Genomic DNA, 19,079 nt, shown 5'->3' with positions numbered 1-19,079 from the left:
CATCCTCGCCCGGACCGGCCCCGAAGCGGGTCAGCTCGCCTTGGTGTCGCCGAGTCGCAGGTGCTCGTCGACCGATTCGCCGGCCTTGATCAGCTCCTTGGCCTTGTCGGCGTACATGTCGACGTACTCCTGGCCGGACAGCTCCATCAGCGCGTACATGATCTCGTCGGTGACCGAGCGCAGCACGAAGCGGTCGCGCTCCATGCCCTCGTACCGGGAGAAGTCGAGCGGCTTGCCGAATGCGACACCCGGACGGACCAGGCGCGGCAGCAACCGGCCCTTCTCGCGGTAGAAGAAGTTCGGCCGGATCTTGCCCGGCGGCTGCAGCTTCTCGGTGTCGATCATCGCGACCGGGATCACCGGGACGCCGGCCACGATCGCCATCCGCGCGACGCCGGTCTTGCCCTTGTACAGCCGGCCGTCAGGCGAGCGGGTGCCCTCGGGGTAGATGCCGAACAGACCGCCCTCCTCGAGGATGCGCAATCCGGTGTTCAGCGCGGCCAGCGAGGCGCGCCCGCCGGACCGGTCGATCGGGATCTGACCCACCGACCGGAAGAACGTGGCGACCAGCTTGCCTTTCAGGCCTGGACCGGTGAAGTACTCCGATTTGGCCGGGAAGACGATCTGCCGCGGCACCGACACCGGCAGGAAGATCGAGTCGCAGAACGCCAGGTGGTTACTGACCAGCAGCGCGGGTCCGGTGGTCGGCACGTGCTCGACGCCGGTCACCTTCGGCCGGAAGAGCAGCTTGACCAGTGGTGCGACCAGGAACCGTCTCAGGAACAGGTACAGCATCCGCCTCGACCTCCGTCACTCGCCCGACACACCGACTCGCATCACCCGACAACGCTCACCGAACCCATCGTCGGCCGTACCCTCTTCCGGCACCAGTGCCCGCCGGTGGCGGCCAGGCAACATTCTCGGCGCACAGACCGTCCCGGTGCGGACACTACGTTCCAGCTTCCCCCTCAGGCAATGTCACCGCCAGGAATGTGGGTGTTGCTCACCGTGTTGTCACCTGGATGCAGACTGGACGCAGCCCAGATGCGACGATTGGGTGGCGCTCCGGCCGGTCTCCGGTCCGGGCGTCTGTGAGGAACGGAACGGCGAGGAGTCGAGCGTGCCAGTGCAAGCCCACGCGGAGGAGTTTCGCAGGCCCGGAAGCGGGGCGAACGCGGCCGTCGGAGTCCTGCTCAGCCACGGGTTCACCGGCTCACCGAAGTCGATGCTCCCCTTCGCCGAGCACCTCGCTACCGAGGGGTACGGCGTCGCCGTGCCGCGGCTGCCCGGTCACGGGACCAGCTGGCAGGAGATGAACAAGACCGGCTGGCCGGACTGGTACGCCGTACTCGACAACGAGCTGGAGCGCCTGCGTAAGGAGCACGACCACGTCTTCCTGGTCGGACTGTCGATGGGCGGCTGCCTCGTCCTGCGGCTGGCCGAGCAGCACGGGACGGACGTTTCCGGTCTGATCCTGATCAACCCGTCGGTGCGCACCGACGATAAGCGGCTGGCGCTCCTGCCGGTGCTGTCCAGGCTGGTGCCGGCATTCCCCGGCATCTCGAACGACATCAAGAAACCGGACGTCGACGAGGGCGCGTACGACCGGATGCCGCTGCGCGCGCTGCGTTCGCTGTCGCAACTGTGGAAGCTCACCCGCAATGATTTGGCCGAAGTCACGCAGCCGGTGCTGTTGTTCCGCAGTACTGTCGATCATGTGGTGGAGCCGAGCTCGGGGCGGACGGTGCTGTCGTCGATCTCGTCCCGCGACGTGACCGAGACCCTGCTCGAGAACAGCTATCACGTGGCAACTCTGGACAACGATGCACCGCGGATCTTCGCGGACTCATCAGCCTTCATCAAGCGGCTGAGTGGTAACAGCGATGCGTGACAACGGACTGACTGCGGCGTCGTACACGTCGCTCGGGGGGATCGACCCGTTGGTCGCCGAGCCGGTGCTGGACGCGCTCGCCGCAGCCGGGATCGCGGCGTACTGCGAGAACCAGAGCGAGGCCCGGACGCCGGAGGAGGCCGAGGAACCGGTCCGCATTCCGGTCGGGTACGACGAGATCTTCGTCGACGCCGCGGCAGTGGACGAGGCCCGCCCGGTGATCGACCGCAGTACCGAGGACGCGGAGTGGGAGTCGCTGGTCCAGCAGTTCAGCCAGCCGTCCGCGCCGGGGCACGACGGCGGCGAGGACCCGGTGCCGCGGTGGCCGGCGAGCGAAGACGTCGACGACAAGTACGAGCCTCTGATCGACGTACCGACCGGGCTCACCGTCGAGGAAACGCCTGCCGCGAACGACCACGACGACGAGGACACCAAGCCGAAGCGCAAGGACGACGACCCGCACGACCACTTCGTCCCGCCGGAGCCGCCCCGCGGCCCGCGGCTGGACTGGATCACCCGGCTTGCCTGGCTCGGGCTGCTCGGCGGTCCGCTGCTGCTGATCGCGGCCGCCGTCCTCGACTTCGGCACCGGCCGGATCACCACGCTTGCGGTCGCCGGCTTCATCGGCGGCTTCCTGACGCTGGTCTTCCGGATGAAGGACCGCCTTCCACCTGGTGACGGGGGCGACGACGGGGCGGTCGTCTGAGCTAGCATGCGGATCGTCGGACAATCCGACGAATCGCGAGGAGGGCACCCGTGCAGGTCACCGAGACCGTCGAGATCACCGGCCACCTGATGGACTCCGGGTTGCTGTCCCGCGTCCTCGACGACATCCGCGGGTACGGCGGTGAGTACACGCTGGACAAGTTCGACCTCGGCTATGACAAGGACGACCCGTCCACGGTCCGGATGACGGTCGGCGCGGACGACGAAGAGTCGCTGCAGCGGCTGCTGATGCGGATCCAGACCAAGGGCGCGAACCTGGTCGACCCCGGTACGCCGGACATCACCGAGGTGACCACCGACGGCGTGTTCCCCGACGGGTTCTACTCCACGACGAACCTCCCCACGAGCGTGCGGCTCGACGGCCATTGGGTCGCGGTGCAGAACCCGGAGATGGACTGCGGTCTGCTCGTCGAGGGTGATGCGGTCAGGACGATCCCGATGTCGGACGTGCGTGCCGGGATGAAGATCATCACCAGCGCGCAGGGCGTGCGGGTCACTCCCCCGATCGTGACGAGCACCGAGGACGGGTTCGGCTTCATGGAGTCGGACGTGTCCTCGGAGAAGCCGCAGCGGGTCCTCGTCAAGCAGGTCGCGGACGGTATGCGCGAGGCAAAGGCCAACGGGCAGAAGGTGCTGTGGGTCGGCGGCCCCGGCATCGTGCACACCGGCGCCGCGCCGGCGATGGTCGCGATCGTCGAGGCCGGGTACGTCGACGTGCTGTTCGCCGGCAACGCACTCGCGACACACGACATCGAGTCCTCGCTGTACGGGACGTCGCTCGGCGTCGACCTCGCGCGCGGGCGGGGCGTCGAGCACGGGCACGAGCACCACATCCGCGCGATCAACACGATCCGCAAGGCGGGTTCGATCAAGGCCGCGGTCGAGCAGGGCGTCCTCACCTCGGGCGTGATGCACGCGCTGGTGAAGACGGGCGGGAAGTTCGTGCTGGTCGGGTCGGTGCGCGACGACGGGCCGCTGCCGGACGTCTACACCGACGTCCTCGAGGGGCAGCGCGCGATGCGCGCCGAGCTGGACGGCGTCGGGTACTGCCTGATGGCGGCGACCATGCTGCACTCGGTTGCCACCGGCAACATCTTGCCCGCGTCGATCCCGCTGACCTGCGTGGACATCAACCCGGCGACAGTGACCAAGCTCGCCGACCGCGGTTCGTCGCAGGCGCGCGGCATCGTCACGGACGTCGGCCTGTTCATCGAGCACCTGGCCCGCGAGCTGTCCCCGGAGTACGCCGACAGCAAGTGACCCCGTGCTCGGGTGAGACTGGCTGGGTGATCGAAGACTTCGAATCGTTCCTGCGCCGGTTCGAGGAGGCCAACACCGCCTTCGTCAACGGGGACGCGTCGTTGTGGATGCCGCTGGTGTCGCACAGCGAGCAGAGCTCGATCTTCGGCGGCTTCGGCGGCCACGAGGTCGGCTGGTCCCAGATCGGGCCGCGGTACGAGTGGGCGTCGTCACAGTTCCGCGACACCGGCGCGAAGGTCGAGTTCGAGTACCTCGAGAAGCACGTCGGCGCGGACACGGCGTACACGGTCGCGATCGAGCGGTGCACGGTGCACCACATCACCCAGCCCGTGCCGGTTCCGCACGTCCTCCGGGCCACGATGGTGTTCCGCGCCGAGAACGATGAGTGGAAAATCACCCACCGCCACGCCGACCCCCTCAACCCGAAGGCCTCCCCCTCCGGCCCGTGACGGTGTTGGATGGCGCCATGACCGAACTCGTGCACCTGGACGTGGCTGACGGCGTTGCGACGATCACGCTGGATTCGCCGCAGAACAAGAACGCGCTGTCGCAGCAGTTGACGGGCGAGTTGCTCGAGCAGCTCGAGGCGGCGGGGGCGGACGACCTGGTGCGGGCGATCGTGATCCGGTCGGCGTTGGACGTGTTCTGTTCAGGGGCCGATATGTCCGAGGCGACGACCGTGGGTATGGGCGTCGGGGCGCAGCGGATGGTCGACGTACAGCGGGCGATCGTCGCGAACCCGAAGCCGGTGATCGCGCGGGTGGCAGGCGCGGTGCGCGCGGGTGGCGTCGGGATCGTCGCGGCGTCCGACATCAGCGTCGCCGGGGAGAGCGCGACCTTCGCGCTGACCGAGGTGCGGCTGGGGCTTGCGGCGGCGACGATTTCGCTGACTGTTCTTCCCCGGCTGACGGACCGGGCGGCGGGGTACACGTTCCTGACCGGCAGCGGTTTCGACGCGCTCGAGGCGGCGCGGTTCGGGCTGCTGACGCTGACGGTGCCGGACGACGACCTGGACGCGGCGGTCGGCGCGGTGCTGGAGGCGGTGCTGAAGGGCGTGCCCCAGGGTTTGCAGGAGACGAAGAAGCTGCTCAACCGCGAGCTCCTCGCCGACATCGATGCCCGCGGCAAAGACCTCGCCGAGCTCTCGGCCAGCCTCTTCGGCTCGTCTGCCGCCCAGCAAGCCATGCTCGACTTCCTCAACCGGCGCAAGAGCTAGGGCCGGAGCTCCACCAGGAGCGGCAAGTGGTCGGATGCTGCGGCCAGGTCCTCACGGGTGGCGGGGATGTGGCGGAGGCGGCCGTTGAGTTCGGGTGAGAGCTCGGCGGCGTCGATGCGTTTGTGGGGCGTGGCCGAGTTGAAGGTGGGGCCGGCGTTCAGGTCGAGGAGGCCTTCTTCGGCGAGGTGTTTCCACACCGGGCCGTCGGGTTCTTCGTTGATGTCGCCGGCGAGGAGGTACGGGGTACCGAAGGACTGGCACAAAGCCAGGACCTGAGCGATCTCGTGGACTCGGCCGCGAGGATGCAGGCCGAGGTGGCAGACGACGACCGCGAGGCGGGTCGAGCCCAGGACGAGTACGCCGCCGACCGCGCCGCCGGGCAGCTGGGTGGCGATGAGGTTCAGGCGGCGGCGGACGAACGGGCGCCAGATCCGGCGGCCGCGGATGCCGGTCAGCTCGATGCCGTCGGCAACCAGGATCGCGTTGCGGGCCGACGCCGCGACGTACCGCAGGCCGAACGTCGCGGCCATCGCGCGTCGCTTGCGCCGGGTGCCGAACCAGGTCGGGGCCTCCTGCACCAGCATCACGTCCGGCGCGCACGCCTTCACCACCCGGGCGAGCGCCGTACGGTCGTCGCCCCAGCGGTGCACGTTGTACGACAGCACTCGCAGCACCGCCTCTGCAGGCGGCCTGTCGCTCATGCCTCGTTGTCGCCGTTCATGTCAGCCGGGTGCAGCTCGGTCTCGGTGGCCGCGGCGCGCATTCCGGTACGCCGGCCGGCCGACTTGCGGGCGGCCCGCTCCAAGCGGGTCGAGCGTCCGCGTGCGGCGGCCGTCTTCGCGGTGACCGCGGTCGTCTTGACCCGGACCCGCCGCAACCAGGTCGCCTCTTCGCGAGCGAGATCGGCCGCACCGACGAGACCGGCCTCCGGGCCGAGCACCGCGCGGACGATCCTGGCCTCCGGGCGGAAGCCGCGGCCGGTCAGCGTCCGCTTGAACGCCTCGCGGGCCGGCGCCAGCAGTAGCTCGCCGGCGTCGGACACGCCGCCACCGATCACGAACGTGCCGGGGTCCAGCGCGGCGGCCAGGTTGGCCAGACCGATGCCGAGCCAGCGGCCGACGTCCTCGAGCAACTCGACCGCGACCGGGTCGCCGTCCTTGGCCAGCTCGGTCACCATCGGGCCGTTGATCTTGCCCGGGTCGCCGCCGGCCGCCCGCAGCAGGTTGTGCGCGACGGGCGAGCCGGACCTCGCCAGCTCGCGGGCCTCGCGGGTGAGCGCGTTACCGGACGCGTACTGCTCCCAGCACCCGCGGTTGCCGCACTCGCAGCGGTGGCCGCCGGGGACGACCTGCATATGGCCGAACTCCCCGGCGATGCCGAACTTCCCGCGCTGCAGGGAGCCGTCGTTGAGGATCGCGCCGCCGATGCCGGTGCCGAGCGTGACGCAGACCAGGTGGCTCTCGCCCTGCCCGCCGCCGAAGCGCCACTCGGACCAGGCGGCCGCGTTGGCGTCGTTCTCCACCACGACCGGAAGGCCGAGTCGGCGCTCGACCGCGTCCCGCAGCGGCTCGTGCCGCCAGGCGAGGTGCGGCGCGAACAACACCGAGGACCGGGTCACGTCGACGAACCCGGCCGCACCGATCCCGACCGCGATCACGTCGTGCCGCGACTCCAGGTCGTGCACGATCTCGGCGATCGCGTTCTCGGTCTCCTTCGGGTCCGTGGTCGGCGTGTCCCGCCGTACCCGGTCCAGGATGTTGGCCTCCGGGTCGACCACCCCGGCGGCGACCTTGGTCCCGCCGATATCGATCCCGATCGTCAAAGCCTGCGTCAGAGCCAAGGTTCGACCTTCCTCGCGGTACCCCCGACCCCCGCCGGTCCGCTTCCAGTATCCCAGATCACCGAGCAGCAGCCTGGACAGGAGCCGGACGGCGGGCCAGGTCGGCCGCGCCGATGAGGCCGGCGTCGTTGCCCAGTTGGGCCAGGGTGAAGGAGGGATGGGGGCGGTTCGACTTGGCCGGGAGGACCTTCTCGAAGGCGACCTCGGCGGACTTCATCAGCAGGTCCCGCGCCGCGCTCACGCCGCCGCCGATCACGATCAGCGTCGGGTCGAACATCGTCGCGAGGCTCGCCAGACCCTCGCCGAGCCAGCGGCCGAGGTCCTCGAGCAGCTCCACCGCGCACGGGTCGCCTGCCATCGCCGCCTCGGTGATCATCGGCCCGGTCAGCTCCGCCGGGTCGGTGATCCCGCACACGCTCAGCATCTGCGCCGCCGCGATCGACCCCGACTCGGCCTGGGCCCGCCCCTCACGCACCAGCGCCCGCCCGGACGCGTACTGCTCCAGGCATCCGCGCGACCCGCACCCGCACCGATGCCCACCGGGAACGACGCGCATGTGGCCGAGCTCGGCCGCGACGCCGTGAGCGCCCCGGAGCATCTCGCCATCGCTCACCACAGCGCCCCCGATACCGGTGCCGACCGTGATGCAGAGCATGTGCTCGACGTCCTTCGCCGCGCCGAACGCGAACTCGCCCCAGGCCGCGGCGTTCGCGTCGTTCTCGACGACCACCGGGATCTTCAGCGTCTCCGAGACCCGCGCGCCGAGCGGCTCGTCCCGCCAGGCCAGGTTCGGCGCGAACAAAACGGTCGACCGGTCCGACGACACGAACCCGGCGGCGCCGATCCCGACCGCCTCGATCTCGTGCCCGGCGATCAGCTCGGCGGCCGCGTCGCAGATCGCCGCCTCGGTCCCGTCGACGGAGTCCGCCGGGGTCTCGCGATGCGTGCGGGCCCCGATCGCGCCGTACTCGTCGACCACGCCGGCCGCGATCTTCGTACCGCCGACATCGATGCCGATCGTCAATCCCATGGTTCGGGGTCCTCGCTCACGTCGATCCGGTCCACCTTGGGCGGGGCCGGTTCCTCCTCGGGATGCGCGGAGGTCTTCGGCCGCGACGCTGCGTCCTCCCGCGCCTGCCGGGCCGCGTCCGCGGCGGCCTCCAGCAGAGATCTCAACGAGCCCAGCACGTGGGCGGCCGCCGACGACAGCTGCTCGATCGTCTCCGGGCTGGTGTTCCGCACCCGGTGGATCAGCTGACACACCGGACACCACACGCAGTCCGGCCCGAGCTTGTGCTCGTGTTTGTCTTCCTCGACCGGATGAGCGCCGGCGGCGTCCTGCAGTACGGCGAACAGCTTGGCCGCCTCCTCCGCGACCGAGCCGACCGGCTCCTTGCTCACAGGTTCTCTCCGATCGCCGCCGTACGGCGGGCCAGCTGCTCGTGGTACTCCGCTGTCAGCCCCTGGGCGAGCTCCTGCGCCGACTCCAATGGACCCGATCCGCTGGGCACCTCGGACGGGGCGACGGGGCGCGCACTCTCCCGCGGCGCGAACCGCACCTGCAGCCGTCCCTCGTCGAGCCGGGCACCAGCGACCACTCCACGCGCCAGCGCCGCCGGCAACGGCAGGACCCGACGGTACGACCCCACGGTGATGATCAGCTCGTCACCGTGCCGCGCCAGCTCCAGCTCGCTGGCCGATGCCAAGGGCAACGGCATCGTCAGCGTGTACGTGCGTCCGTCGGTGTCGATATGCCGATCCACCCACAAGGACGTCTCGTCGGTGGCACGGGCGAACGGGTCGTCCCCGCCGTACATCTCCACCGCGAACGCGGCCAGCTCCTCGACGCCCACCGGCTCACAGACCCGGTACGGCGACTCCCAGATCGGCAGCGGCCGGAACGAGTCGGCGACCTCCTCCAGGATCCCCCGCTGCGCAGCGACCCACTGCCGCCGCCAGGTGTCCGCGCCTGCAGCCGGGAAGACCCGGTTGGCCACGACACCGTCCACGCGGTACCCATACAGCGAAAGCCTCGTCAGTGACCGCCGCGCCTCGGCGACCACGACCGCCTCCGGCGTCAGCACGAGCCGCACCGAGGCGTCCGGGCCGGCCAGCAGCGTGCGGATGTCCGACAGGTCGCTCTGCAACCGGCGCAACGCGTCGAAGACGTTGTCGTCCGGGACCGGCAGGCCCGACCCGCGGCTCAGGAACGGCCGGAACGTCCGCATCATCTTGCGCTCGGCGTTGAAGATCCGGTCCATGTACCAGTTCAGGGCCTCGGGCAACGCGAGCAGCCGCAGCGTCTCCGCGGTCGGCGCACAGTCCACCACGATCACGTCCCAGCGGCCGGACCGGACGTGGTCGCGCACCTCGAGCAACGCGAGCACCTCCTCGGCGCCCGGCAGCACGGTCAGCTCCTCGGCCTCGATCGGGTCGACGCCGACCATGTGCAGCACCGACCGCAGATAGGCCTGGATGTCACCCCAGGACCGCTCGAACTTGCGCTGCGCGTCGATCTGCTGGACGAACAGCAGATCGTCGATCTCCGTCGGCTCCGGACCGACCTCGGAGTCGAACGCGTCCGACAGCGAGTGCGCGGCATCCGTCGACAGCACCAGCGTCCGCAGCCCGCGCAGTGCGGCGAGCGTGGCGGTCCCCGCGGCGGACGTCGTCTTGCCTACGCCGCCCTTACCCGTATACAGCAGAACCCGAGTCACTGGATCAGGACTCGACGCGCTTCTTGAGGCCCTTCAGGGCGGTGTCGATGATGACCTTCTCGGCCTTCCGCTTGAGCATGCCGATCATCGGGATCGCCACGTCGACAGCCAGCCGGTAGGTCACCTCGGTGCCTTCCGCGCCGAGATCACGCAGTACATAGGCGCCGTCCATCCCCTTCACCATCTTGGCCTCGACCAGCGTCCAGGTCACCTCGTTGCGGGACCAGACGTAGGCCAGCGTGTACTCGTCGGAGATCGCGCCGGCGTCGACCTTGAAACGGACCTTGTTCGGCCGGCCGGCCTCGTCGGTGGACAGCACCTCGGTCTCCCGCATCGAGTCGGCCCATTCCGGGTACGCCGCGAAGTCCGCGATCACTGCCATGATCTCTTTGGGGCTCGCGTTCACCTGGATGGTCGAGGTGGTCTGTTCCGCCATCGATTCACCTCTTCGCCGGTCGGGTCTCAGTGTCGGTCTCGGGGTCCTCAACGGAGACTATCGCGGGATCGGACGAGGTACGTCGTTCGCCCGCCGCGCGGCCCGCTTCGGCTTCGTCCTTGAACCGCCACAGGTGCTCCCGGTACGCCGCGACGTACCGCTCCTTGAGCCGTTCGAGGGCGCGGCCGCGGACCGGCCGGGCCGGGTCGACGCGCAGGTACCAGTGCACGACGACGCCGTCGCGGACCGGTTCCAGCCACCACTCCGCCGTACCGATGGCTGCTCCGGTGACGGCCCAGCGAACCCCCTCCGCGCCGCGTCGCTCGGACGGTGTCAGGGTCAGGTCCGGCCACCATTCGCGCCAGAGGGTGTCCGAACCGAGTCGCTCGGCGACGTAGGCTGGATCAGCAACGACCAGGTCGTCGCAACTGATGTCGAGCGTGGGCATGCCTTCGAACCTAGTTCCTTGGGTCACATAAAGGTGGCTACTTGTGGGTAGGTGACTGTAGCGTGCGCCGGAAGTCGACAATTCGTGACCGACTAGGAGACGACGCGGATGCGTGAGTACACCGTTCCTGCTGTGACCGAGCCCGCCAGCGGGAGCCTGAGCGATCCGGTGTGGGCGAACGCGTCCTCCCATCCTGACACCGCGGTCTTCAGCCGCCGGGTGGCAGGCGGCGGCTGGCAGGACGTGACCGCCGTCGAGTTCGCCCAGCAGGTCATCGGCGTCGCGAAGGGCCTGATGGCGGCCGGCGTGAAGCCGGGCGAGCGGGTCGCCCTGCTCAGCCCGACGCGGTACGAGTGGACCCTGATCGACTACGCGATCTGGAGCATCGGCTCGGTCACCGTGCCGATCTACGAAACCTCCTCGCCCTCGCAGATCCAGTGGATCCTCTCCGACTCCGAGGCGGTCGTCGCCGTCGTCGAGAACGCGACCCACGGCGCGGTCGTCGAGTCGGCCCGGGCCGAGGCCCCTGCGCTGCAGGAGGTCTGGCAGATCGAGGCCGGCGCCGTCGACCAGCTCACCGCGCTCGGCCAGGACGTCAGCGACGCCGAGTTCGACAAGCGCCGCTCCGCGGTCACGGCCGACGACCTGGCCACGCTGATCTACACCTCCGGTACGACGGGACGCCCGAAGGGCTGCAAGATCAGCCACGCGAACTTCCTCGACGAGCTCGGCCCCGCGGTCAAGATCCTCGACAACCTCTTCGACACCACCGGCGCGAGCACGTTGCTGTTCCTGCCGCTGGCGCACGTGTTCGCCCGGATCATCCAGGTCGGCTGCGTGATGAAGCGGGTCAAGGTCGGCCACAGCGCCGACGTGAAGAACCTGGTCGAGGACCTCGGCGCGTTCAAGCCGACGTTCATCCTGAGCGTGCCGCGGGTGTTCGAGAAGGTGTTCAACTCGGCCAGCCAGAAGGCGCACTCCGACGGCAAGGGCAAGATCTTCGACGCCGCTGCGGACACCGCGATCGCGTACTCGCAGGCGCAGGACAAGGGCGGAGCGTCGTTCGGCCTCAAGACCAAGCACATGCTGTTCGACCGGCTCGTCTACAGCAAGCTGCGGGCGGTCCTCGGCGGCCAGGTGCAGTACGCCGTCTCCGGCGGCGCGCCCCTCGGCGACCGGCTCGGTCACTTCTTCCGCGGGATCGGCGTACCGGTCCTGGAGGGCTACGGCCTGACCGAGACCACCGCTGCCGTCGCGGTGAACCTGCCCGACGACATCCGGATCGGCACCGTCGGCCGGCCGCTTCCCGGTGTGACGGTCGCCGTCGCGGACGACGGTGAGCTGCTATTCAAGGGCGGCCAGGTGATGCAGGGCTACTGGAAGAACGACGAGGCGACCGCGGCCGCGATCGACGCCGACGGCTGGTTCCACACCGGCGACCTGGGCGAGTTCGACGTCGACGGGTTCATCAAGATCACCGGCCGGAAGAAGGAGATCCTGGTGACGGCCGGCGGCAAGAACGTCGCGCCGACGCTGCTCGAGGACCAGATCCGGCTGCACCCGCTGGTCAGCCAGTGCATGGTGGTCGGCGACGGCAAGCCGTTCATCGCCGCGCTGATCACGATCGACCCCGAGACGATCGTCCCGTGGGCGTCCGAGCGCGGGAAGCCGACCGACCCGGCCGAGCTGACCCAGGACGCGGACCTGATCGCCGAGTTCCAGAAGGCGATCGACGAGGCCAACGCCTCGGTCTCGCACGCCGAGGCGATCAAGAAGTTCTCGATCCTGCCGATCGACTGGACCCAGGAGAGCGGCGAGCTGTCGCTCAAGCTCTCGCTCCGCCGGCACATCGTTATGGAAAAGCACGGCGCCGACGTCGAGGCCCTCTACGCGAAGTAGTCGGCCGCGAGCGCGAGGAAACTGAAGGCAAGAAAACAAAGAAGCATAGAGCGGTGGCCGGTTCAGTGGTGGACCAAGGTTTCGTTGATGGGTGAGGACCTCCCGGCGTGGAGCGGAGCTGTCTAGGAACCTGTCGAACGGCGAGCAGGTCTTCGTGTCCCACGCCACCGCTGCTTTGACTTCCTCGCACCCGTTTGCGGCTGGCGCCTCCGGTGATGGATGACGGCTGGCCAGTGGCGCAGGCCGCGGAGCTTTCCAGGCGGCGTGGCCGACCACGAACCGGCGGACTGAGCGCTACCGCGAGCTCGGTGAGACCGGTATATGGGAGCGGCCATCTCGTCCACGCCACCAACCGAGCCGTACACCGCCGCACGTCGTACGCCGGATCGTCAGCCTGCGTCGCCTGCACCGGCTCGGTACAACTCGCCAACCAGACCGGCGTACCGGCATCGACCGTGCACAAAGCCTGAGGTACCGGACCGCCGCAACCGCGTACTGCGCGAACGTGGTCACTTGGTTCACCGACCGCGACATCACCATCCACCGAGCCTTGTCCGACAACGGCTCGGCCTAACGGCAAAATCGGAAGATCCACCGGACCCTCGCCGACGGCCGGCTCGGCAAATCCGATCCTCTGGACGCTCGCCGAATCGCCGAAGCCGCGCTGCCGCTGGGCGAAACCAGCTGCGACGTCCGCGCCACGGCGACGGGGAACGTGCTGCACTGCGTGTCCTGGTGGCGGCCAGGGACCAGATGACCAGCGCGTTCACGGCTGCCGTGAACGCGCTGACTGCGCTCGTTCGGGGCGTCGACCTCGGACCGAGACTCGCCGAGGCCGTGCGCCTGGCCAAGCGGGTCGTCGCTCTCGACGAAGAGCTGTCCCCCGACCAGAAGACGATGGACACCGTGGTGCTCTGCTCACGGCAACCATCACCGCCTAACCAACCCCCCTGGGCTGTACATCTAGCTCAGATCGGCTGTTGGTCGTGGAGTTAGGTAGGCGGTGGGTGCCGGTGGGGTCGACTCGGAAGGTGAACCCGTGGGGTGTGGTCCACTCCAGGGTTTTGGTGTCGACGCGGCGGACGTTCCAGCCGGTGGCATGGGTCTTTACCCGGTGGGCGAAACGGCTGAGCGGGGCGAGGTTGCGAGTGCTGGTTTGGCCGGCGGGGCCGTACGGGTCGTAGGGCTCGATGTGGTCGAGGTCGATGGTGCGGTGGGTTTCGCGGGTGCCGTACGGGAACAGTTCGACGGGGTAGGTGAGCCGGACACGTTCGCGGATCCGGCTGGGGATCTCGTAGGCGTCGGCGCTGACGGCGTCGTTGAGGTCGATCACCGGTTTGACGGTGTACGGCGCGTGGCCGACGAGTTCGGTGAGTTGGTCGGCGAGCAGCGGGCCGATCCCTTCGGCGCGCAGGACACCGTTGCCGGTGGCAAGGGTGTGGTCAGTCAGGTGGACGAAGACCTCGGTGTGCCCGGGACGCACCTGTCTTGCCGAGGTCGTGGGACGGGTGTAGGCCGCCTGCTTGATCTGGGCGAGGCGAGCGTCGAGTGCCCGTTGAGCCGCGGGATCCATCGGGAGCCCTGGATCGGGTTCTGTCCGCGGACCAGGAACGTAGCTCATGGCCCGACTGTCGAAGGGGTCAGCCGGCGGATCCGGCTCACGCGGCTCGGAGCCGTCCACGAACGGATCGCGCGGCGGCTCGAGTAGATCGCCTGACGGGGAGAGGCTGCTGTGGTCCGACCCGTCGCCTGCGCTCAGGCCCGCCGTCCTGTTGACGGATCCACCGACCGATCCACGGACGGATCCACCGACGGATCCACGGTTGGCTCCACGGTCGGCCTTGTCATCCCCTTCCAGTCGGCGACGAGCGGGCCGGCAGTCCTCCGGTTGGTCGGCCTCGTTTGCGTTCGGGGTGTCGTGTCGCGGGGTTGGCGGGCGCATCGCAGTACTACGTCGGTCGGTGCTCGGAGAAGAAACACCCACCTCATCTGCGACGGTGGCATCCGTTGGGCGCTCGGGGGCTGGGTGGTTGCGGGCTTGGGTCAGGAGTTCTTGGGTGAAGCGCGGGTCGGCGATGATGCCGATGGCGTCGGCGCGGCGGTGCTGCACCTGGCGGGTATCGCCAAAGGTCTTCAGGGCCTCGGCGATCGCGGCGATGGTCGCATCGTGGCGGATCACCGCACCGGCCGGAGCCTTGACATACAGGGTCTTGTTGCCGTGGTCGTCGCTGCGCCCGACGAACACGCCCCGCTCACCAGCAGCCTCGGCGGCCTCGGCGCGGGCCAGGTCAGGGTCGGCGTGGGCCTTCGCGGCGCGGATGATCTTGTCCAGCCGGTACGGCGTGATCGCATCGATCAACGGCGCGACACGACGATCGACGTACCGGGCGGCGTCCTCAGACAGCTTCAAGCACAGCGAGGCGAGCTGGCGTGCCTTCCAGGGAGTGGCGTCACCAGCCAGTACGCGGGCCCAGGTGAACGGGAGCCGGTGCCGCAACGCCAACGCCTCGCCGAGGAGCCCAGCTGCCACCCTCGGCGAGATCGCGAGCATCACACCGAACTCGGCGATCGCGAACTCCGCGATCTCCGGACAGCCCTCACCACCCAGCACCACGGCCCGCTCCCGCCCATCGGCCAACCGGCGACCAGGCCGGACGCCACAAACCGACGGATGGAACCGGTCGGCATAGATCTGAGCGTGCTGCAACAGCCGCGCGTCGGCCCGGTTGGCCAGCGCGCGGTTCTCGGCGGCCGACTCCAACAGGTCGGCCGTCGACAGCTCCTCCAGATCATTCTCGAACATACGTTCGATTCTAGCTGCTTGACGCTCGCCCTGCCAAATCGGCCCAACCGGCGAAACCCCTTATTTACAAGTCGAACGCGCGCACCCCACCATCGCGTCAGGTTCCCCGGGTCGAGTCCCGGTTGTAGGGCGGCATCAGCCATTTGGCTGATCCTGGCTCGAGCTTGTTGGGCGATGCCCGTGGGGTGGTTGGTCGGCGAAGCTCGAGGTATGACCACGAACAGGCCGATCGTCGAAGTCGGCAACCTGCGGAAGTCGTACGGCGGCCGCGCCGTCGTCGACGACCTGTCCTTCACCGTCGACGAGGGCGAGATCTTCGGGATCCTCGGCCCGAACGGCGCCGGCAAGACCACCACGGTCGAATGCATCGAGGGCCTGCGCGTCCCTGACAGCGGCCTGGTCCGCGTCGCCGGGCTCGACCCGGTCGCCGACCACGCGGCCGTCACCCAGGTGCTCGGCGCGCAGCTCCAGGAGAGCGAGCTGCAGGCCAAGCTCACCGTGCGCGAGGCCCTCGAGCTGTACGCCGCCTTGTACCCGCACCCGGCCGACTGGCGGCCGCTGGCCGAGCGGCTCGGCCTGACGGATCAGCTGACGTCTCGGTTCGGCGTACTCAGTGGTGGCCAGAAGCAACGGCTGTTCATCGCACTCGCGCTGATCGGCAACCCGCGCGTCGTCGTACTCGACGAGTTGACCACCGGCCTCGACCCGCGCGCTCGTCGCGACACCTGGGAGGTCGTCGAGGATGTCCGCGCCCGCGGCGTCACCGTCCTCCTGGTCACGCACTTCATGGAGGAAGCCCAGCGGCTGTGTGACCGGATCGCGGTCATCGACAAGGGCAAGATCACCGCGCTCGACACACCTCAAGGTCTGATCAGCCGTACGGCGGAATCGACCATCATCTCCTTCACCCCTTCGGCTCCGCTGGACGACGCCGAGCTGGCCGCGCTGCCCGCAGTCGGGTCGATCGAGGAGAAGGACGGCCGGATCACGCTCGGCGGCACCGACGAGACCGTGACCGCCGTCCTGTCGCTGCTCGCCCGCCACCGCATCACCGCCCACCAGCTTCGCGTCACCGATGCCACCCTCGACGACGCGTTCCTTGATCTGACAGGAGCCACCCGATGAGCGCCACCGCCACCACCGCGCCGGTACGCCGCACGTCACCCCGGGCCGCCGTACTGCGGGCCGAGGCCCGGCTGTTCCGCCGGGAGCCCGGGACCTTGTTCTGGATCCTCGGATTCCCGCCGCTGCTGCTGGTGATCCTGGGCAGCATCCCGTCGTTCCGCAAGGTCGACCCCGGCCTCGGCGGGCTGCGGATCATCGACCTGTACGTGCCGATCCTCGTCCTGGTCGCGCTGATCGTGACCGGTCTGCAGACGATGCCGCCGATCATCACCGGGTACCGCGAACGCGGCATCCTGCGCCGGATGTCGGCGACCCCGGTCAAGCCGTCCGCGTTGCTGACCGCGCAGATGGGACTGAACGGTGCGGCCGCGATCGTGTCGGCGCTCGTCTGCCTGACGATCGGCCGGCTCGCATTCGACGTCCGGCTGCCGAAGCAGGCGGCCGGCTATGCGCTGGCGTTGCTCCTCGCGGCAGCCGCTGCTCTGGCACTCGGAGCACTGGTGTCGGCGCTCGCCCGCACCGCGAAGATCGCCACCGCGATCGGCTCGGCCGTGTTCTTCCCGAGCATGTTCTGCGCGGGCGTCTGGCTGCCGGTCCAGTCCATGCCGCACGTACTGCGTCAGATCGTCGAGCTGACTCCCTTCGGTGCCGCGGCTCGCGCACTCGGTCAGGCAGCGGCCGGCGACTGGCCGTCCTGGTCGCACCTCGGCGTGCTGGCGGTCTGGGCTGTGCTCCTGTCCGCGGCCGCCGCCAAGTGGTTCCGCTGGGAATGATCGGCACGTCATGCAAACTGGGACGGTGACCACGGCGGCTGGGGACGTTCTCGACCGGCGGCAGGAAGTCTTCCGCCGCTGGGCGCCGTACTTCCTGCTCGCCCTGAGCACCTTCCTGGCCTTGGTGACAGCCGGCCTGATCACGCCGTTCAACGACCAACGCACCGTGGCCGCGATCCTGGTGGCGTCTGCTCTGGTGGTGGAGCTGTGCTGGAGCCGGATCGGCTGGCGCCAAACGGTTCCGAGCCGGTTGTCGATCACGTACTACGTGCTGCGCTGGGCGATCGGCTTCGCGCTCACCCTGCTGAACGGCTTCTTCGCGTTCTACGCCGCGGCGGGTTACTACGACGCCGACGAGAGGATCCCGGGGCGGCGGGCCAGGCGGTTCGCTCTGTTCGCCTGCTCCGTCCCGATCTCCGCAGCGCAGGCCAGTGGCATCCCGGTGCACGACACCGCACGCTGGCTGGTGTTCGCGGGCCTGTTGATCGCCAACAATGCGCTGCTGACGGTCGCTAAACACTTCGCCGACCAGGAGGAGCAGCGGTCCCGAGCGCGGGCTGCCACGATCGCCGAGCTCCAGCAGGCACACGACGAGAACGCGGCGTTGCAGGCACAGCTGCTGGTCCAGGCCCGCGAGGCCGGTATCGCGGACGAACGTCGCCGGCTGGCCGCGGAGATCCACGACACGATCGCGCAGGGTCTGACCGGCATCATCGCCCAGCTCCAGGTCGTCGCGAACACCTCCGACCCGGCGACGGTCAAGGACCACGTGGGCCTCGCGACCGACCTGGCCCGGCACAGCCTCGGCGAGGCGCGACGTTCGGTCCACAACCTCGCCCCGGTCGGCCTGTCGAACGACGGTCTCCCCGAAGCGCTGCGGAAGATCGTCGAGCAGTGGTCCGAGCGCACCGACGTACGGGCCGAGTTCACCGTCACCGGGACCCCGCAGCACCTGCACGGGGAGATCTCGGCGACGATCCTTCGCATCACCCAGGAGGCGCTGGCGAACGTCGCGAAGCACGCCGCGGCCACCCGGGCCGGCGTCACGCTCAGCTTCATGGACAGCGAGGTCACGTTGGACGTCCGCGACGACGGCAAGGGGTTCGACCCGATGTCGCTCCCCGCCCGCACCCACACCGGCGGCTTCGGCCTCGACGGCATGCGGGCCCGTGCCGAGCGCATCGCCGGATCGCTCACCGTCGAGGCCGAACCAGGCTTCGGCACGGCGGTGTCGGCTCGCGTACCGTTGGTGCCCCATGCCTGACAACCTGCATGACGCCACTCCCGGGATCTCGCTGATCCTGGTCGACGACCATCCGGTGGTCCGCAACGGCCTGCGCGGCATGTTCGAGGCCGTCCCCGGCTTCACTGTGCTCGGCGAGGCCTCGAACGGTGTGGAGGCGGTCGAGCTGGCCGCGGACCTCGACCCGGACGTGATCCTGATGGATCTGCGGATGCCCGGCGGTGGCGGGCTCGACGCCATCACCGAGCTGACCCGACGCGGTATTCGCTCGAAGGTGCTGGTCCTCACCACCTGGGACACCGACACCGACACGCTGCCGGCGATCGAGGCCGGGGCGACCGGTTACCTGCTGAAGGACGCACCGCAGGACGACCTGTTCAACGCCGTCCGCCAAGCGGCCGAAGGCCGCACGGTGCTCTCCCCCGCTGTCGCTTCACGGCTCGTGACGGCGGTCCGTACGCCGGCACCGAGCCCGCTCGCCGCGCGCGAACGGCAGGTTCTGGAGCTGGTCGCGAAGGGTACGCCGAACCGCGACATCGCCCGCGAGCTCTTCATCAGCGAGGCGACGGTGAAGACACACCTCAGCCACATCTTCACCAAGCTCGGCGTCACCGACCGGGCCGCGGCCGTCGCCAAAGGCTACGAACAGGGCATCCTCGGGCGTTAGCGGAGGGGCCCTACCCGCCACGAGCTGGTCTCAGC

General features: G+C 69.2%; 20 protein-coding genes. 11 read left to right on the top strand and 9 right to left on the bottom strand.

Annotation, left to right across the window (positions count from 1 at the left end):
* Nucleotides 1-30: 30 nt before the first annotated feature.
* A complete protein-coding gene (locus EV653_RS04355) occupies nt 31-795 on the bottom strand; it encodes a lysophospholipid acyltransferase family protein (protein WP_134098166.1) in 765 nt (254 codons plus the stop codon).
* Between the two features lie 325 nt (nt 796-1,120).
* Between EV653_RS04355 and EV653_RS04350 the strand changes: the two genes are divergently transcribed.
* From EV653_RS04350 to EV653_RS04330, 5 genes are read left to right on the top strand one after another with little or no spacing between them, the layout of a single operon-like run.
* Nucleotides 1,121-1,891: an alpha/beta hydrolase gene (locus EV653_RS04350; protein ID WP_166679287.1), complete on the top strand. Its 771-nt coding sequence runs from the start codon at nt 1,121-1,123 to the stop codon at nt 1,889-1,891.
* Nucleotides 1,884-2,597, top strand: coding sequence for a hypothetical protein (locus tag EV653_RS04345; protein ID WP_134098164.1), 714 nt, complete (start codon nt 1,884-1,886; stop codon nt 2,595-2,597). Before EV653_RS04350 ends, EV653_RS04345 begins: the two co-directional genes overlap by 8 nt.
* Nucleotides 2,598-2,647: 50 nt before the next feature.
* Nucleotides 2,648-3,877, top strand: coding sequence for an ornithine cyclodeaminase (locus EV653_RS04340; protein ID WP_134098162.1), 1,230 nt, complete (start codon nt 2,648-2,650; stop codon nt 3,875-3,877).
* A gap of 26 nt (nt 3,878-3,903) precedes the next feature.
* Complete coding sequence (locus EV653_RS04335; protein WP_134098159.1) at nt 3,904-4,326, top strand: YybH family protein; 423 nt, start codon at nt 3,904-3,906, stop codon at nt 4,324-4,326.
* Nucleotides 4,327-4,343: 17 nt separating this feature from the next.
* Nucleotides 4,344-5,093 (top strand): enoyl-CoA hydratase-related protein, encoded by a 750-nt coding sequence (locus EV653_RS04330; protein ID WP_134098157.1) that lies wholly within the window; start codon nt 4,344-4,346, stop codon nt 5,091-5,093.
* Here the strand turns inward: EV653_RS04330 and EV653_RS04325 are convergent.
* From EV653_RS04325 to EV653_RS40965, 7 genes are read right to left on the bottom strand one after another with little or no spacing between them, the layout of a single operon-like run.
* Nucleotides 5,090-5,794, bottom strand: coding sequence for an endonuclease/exonuclease/phosphatase family protein (locus EV653_RS04325; protein WP_134098155.1), 705 nt, complete (start codon nt 5,792-5,794; stop codon nt 5,090-5,092). The genes EV653_RS04330 and EV653_RS04325 overlap by 4 nt on opposite strands.
* Nucleotides 5,791-6,933: an ROK family glucokinase gene (locus EV653_RS04320; RefSeq protein ID WP_134098153.1), complete on the bottom strand. Its 1,143-nt coding sequence runs from the start codon at nt 6,931-6,933 to the stop codon at nt 5,791-5,793. Before EV653_RS04320 ends, EV653_RS04325 begins: the two co-directional genes overlap by 4 nt.
* 58 nt (nt 6,934-6,991) lie before the next feature.
* Nucleotides 6,992-7,963, bottom strand: a complete 972-nt coding sequence (locus EV653_RS04315; protein ID WP_134098151.1) for an ROK family glucokinase — start codon at nt 7,961-7,963, stop codon at nt 6,992-6,994.
* On the bottom strand, nt 7,954-8,334 hold the full coding sequence (locus EV653_RS04310) for a hypothetical protein (RefSeq protein WP_134098149.1): 381 nt from the start codon (nt 8,332-8,334) through the stop codon (nt 7,954-7,956). Before EV653_RS04310 ends, EV653_RS04315 begins: the two co-directional genes overlap by 10 nt.
* A complete protein-coding gene (locus EV653_RS04305; protein ID WP_134098147.1) occupies nt 8,331-9,650 on the bottom strand; it encodes an ArsA family ATPase in 1,320 nt (439 codons plus the stop codon). Before EV653_RS04305 ends, EV653_RS04310 begins: the two co-directional genes overlap by 4 nt.
* 4 nt (nt 9,651-9,654) lie before the next feature.
* Complete coding sequence (locus EV653_RS40970; protein WP_166679286.1) at nt 9,655-10,086, bottom strand: SRPBCC family protein; 432 nt, start codon at nt 10,084-10,086, stop codon at nt 9,655-9,657.
* Nucleotides 10,087-10,090: 4 nt separating this feature from the next.
* Nucleotides 10,091-10,534: a polyketide cyclase / dehydrase and lipid transport gene (locus EV653_RS40965; RefSeq protein ID WP_166679285.1), complete on the bottom strand. Its 444-nt coding sequence runs from the start codon at nt 10,532-10,534 to the stop codon at nt 10,091-10,093.
* 108 nt (nt 10,535-10,642) lie between these two features.
* Here EV653_RS40965 and EV653_RS04295 point away from each other — a divergent pair, with 108 nt between their 5' ends.
* Nucleotides 10,643-12,433, top strand: coding sequence for an AMP-dependent synthetase/ligase (locus tag EV653_RS04295; RefSeq protein WP_134098145.1), 1,791 nt, complete (start codon nt 10,643-10,645; stop codon nt 12,431-12,433).
* Between the two features lie 308 nt (nt 12,434-12,741).
* Complete coding sequence (locus tag EV653_RS40960; RefSeq protein WP_166679284.1) at nt 12,742-12,903, top strand: hypothetical protein; 162 nt, start codon at nt 12,742-12,744, stop codon at nt 12,901-12,903.
* A 467-nt stretch (nt 12,904-13,370) separates the two neighbouring features.
* Here EV653_RS40960 and EV653_RS04290 read toward each other — a convergent pair whose 3' ends face one another.
* The gene (locus EV653_RS04290; protein ID WP_134098143.1) at nt 13,371-15,236 is read right to left on the bottom strand and encodes a hypothetical protein; all 1,866 of its coding nucleotides are present in this window, start codon (nt 15,234-15,236) and stop codon (nt 13,371-13,373) included.
* Between the two features lie 210 nt (nt 15,237-15,446).
* Here EV653_RS04290 and EV653_RS04285 point away from each other — a divergent pair, with 210 nt between their 5' ends.
* Genes EV653_RS04285 through EV653_RS04270 form a run of 4 tightly spaced genes read left to right on the top strand, consistent with a single transcriptional unit; the run spans nt 15,447 to nt 19,044 of the window.
* The gene (locus EV653_RS04285; RefSeq protein WP_134098141.1) at nt 15,447-16,361 is read left to right on the top strand and encodes an ABC transporter ATP-binding protein; all 915 of its coding nucleotides are present in this window, start codon (nt 15,447-15,449) and stop codon (nt 16,359-16,361) included.
* Nucleotides 16,358-17,134: an ABC transporter permease gene (locus EV653_RS04280; RefSeq protein ID WP_134098139.1), complete on the top strand. Its 777-nt coding sequence runs from the start codon at nt 16,358-16,360 to the stop codon at nt 17,132-17,134. The genes EV653_RS04285 and EV653_RS04280 overlap by 4 nt, the downstream gene beginning before the upstream one ends.
* A 25-nt stretch (nt 17,135-17,159) precedes the next feature.
* Nucleotides 17,160-18,398, top strand: a complete 1,239-nt coding sequence (locus tag EV653_RS04275) for a sensor histidine kinase (protein ID WP_238159559.1) — start codon at nt 17,160-17,162, stop codon at nt 18,396-18,398.
* On the top strand, nt 18,391-19,044 hold the full coding sequence (locus EV653_RS04270) for a response regulator (protein ID WP_134098135.1): 654 nt from the start codon (nt 18,391-18,393) through the stop codon (nt 19,042-19,044). The genes EV653_RS04275 and EV653_RS04270 overlap by 8 nt, the downstream gene beginning before the upstream one ends.
* Nucleotides 19,045-19,079: the final 35 nt, after the last annotated feature.

This window comes from Kribbella pratensis (assembly GCF_004365355.1).
Taxonomy (GTDB): Bacteria; Actinomycetota; Actinomycetes; order Propionibacteriales; family Kribbellaceae; genus Kribbella.
Note: the sequence above shows the minus strand (reverse complement) of the source record. Positions and strands in the feature narration are given on the sequence as shown.

Coding starts and splice junctions, on each gene's coding strand:
- EV653_RS04285 (WP_134098141.1), top strand. CDS start 15,447: ATGACCACGAACAGGCCGATCGTCGAAGTCGGCAACCTGCGGAAGTCG.
- EV653_RS04315 (WP_134098151.1), bottom strand. CDS start 7,963: ATGGGATTGACGATCGGCATCGATGTCGGCGGTACGAAGATCGCGGCC.
- EV653_RS04325 (WP_134098155.1), bottom strand. CDS start 5,794: ATGAGCGACAGGCCGCCTGCAGAGGCGGTGCTGCGAGTGCTGTCGTAC.
- EV653_RS04355 (WP_134098166.1), bottom strand. CDS start 795: ATGCTGTACCTGTTCCTGAGACGGTTCCTGGTCGCACCACTGGTCAAG.
- EV653_RS04295 (WP_134098145.1), top strand. CDS start 10,643: ATGCGTGAGTACACCGTTCCTGCTGTGACCGAGCCCGCCAGCGGGAGC.
- EV653_RS04330 (WP_134098157.1), top strand. CDS start 4,344: ATGACCGAACTCGTGCACCTGGACGTGGCTGACGGCGTTGCGACGATC.
- EV653_RS40965 (WP_166679285.1), bottom strand. CDS start 10,534: ATGCCCACGCTCGACATCAGTTGCGACGACCTGGTCGTTGCTGATCCA.
- EV653_RS04280 (WP_134098139.1), top strand. CDS start 16,358: ATGAGCGCCACCGCCACCACCGCGCCGGTACGCCGCACGTCACCCCGG.
- EV653_RS04345 (WP_134098164.1), top strand. CDS start 1,884: ATGCGTGACAACGGACTGACTGCGGCGTCGTACACGTCGCTCGGGGGG.
- EV653_RS04270 (WP_134098135.1), top strand. CDS start 18,391: ATGCCTGACAACCTGCATGACGCCACTCCCGGGATCTCGCTGATCCTG.
- EV653_RS40970 (WP_166679286.1), bottom strand. CDS start 10,086: ATGGCGGAACAGACCACCTCGACCATCCAGGTGAACGCGAGCCCCAAA.
- EV653_RS04290 (WP_134098143.1), bottom strand. CDS start 15,236: ATGTTCGAGAATGATCTGGAGGAGCTGTCGACGGCCGACCTGTTGGAG.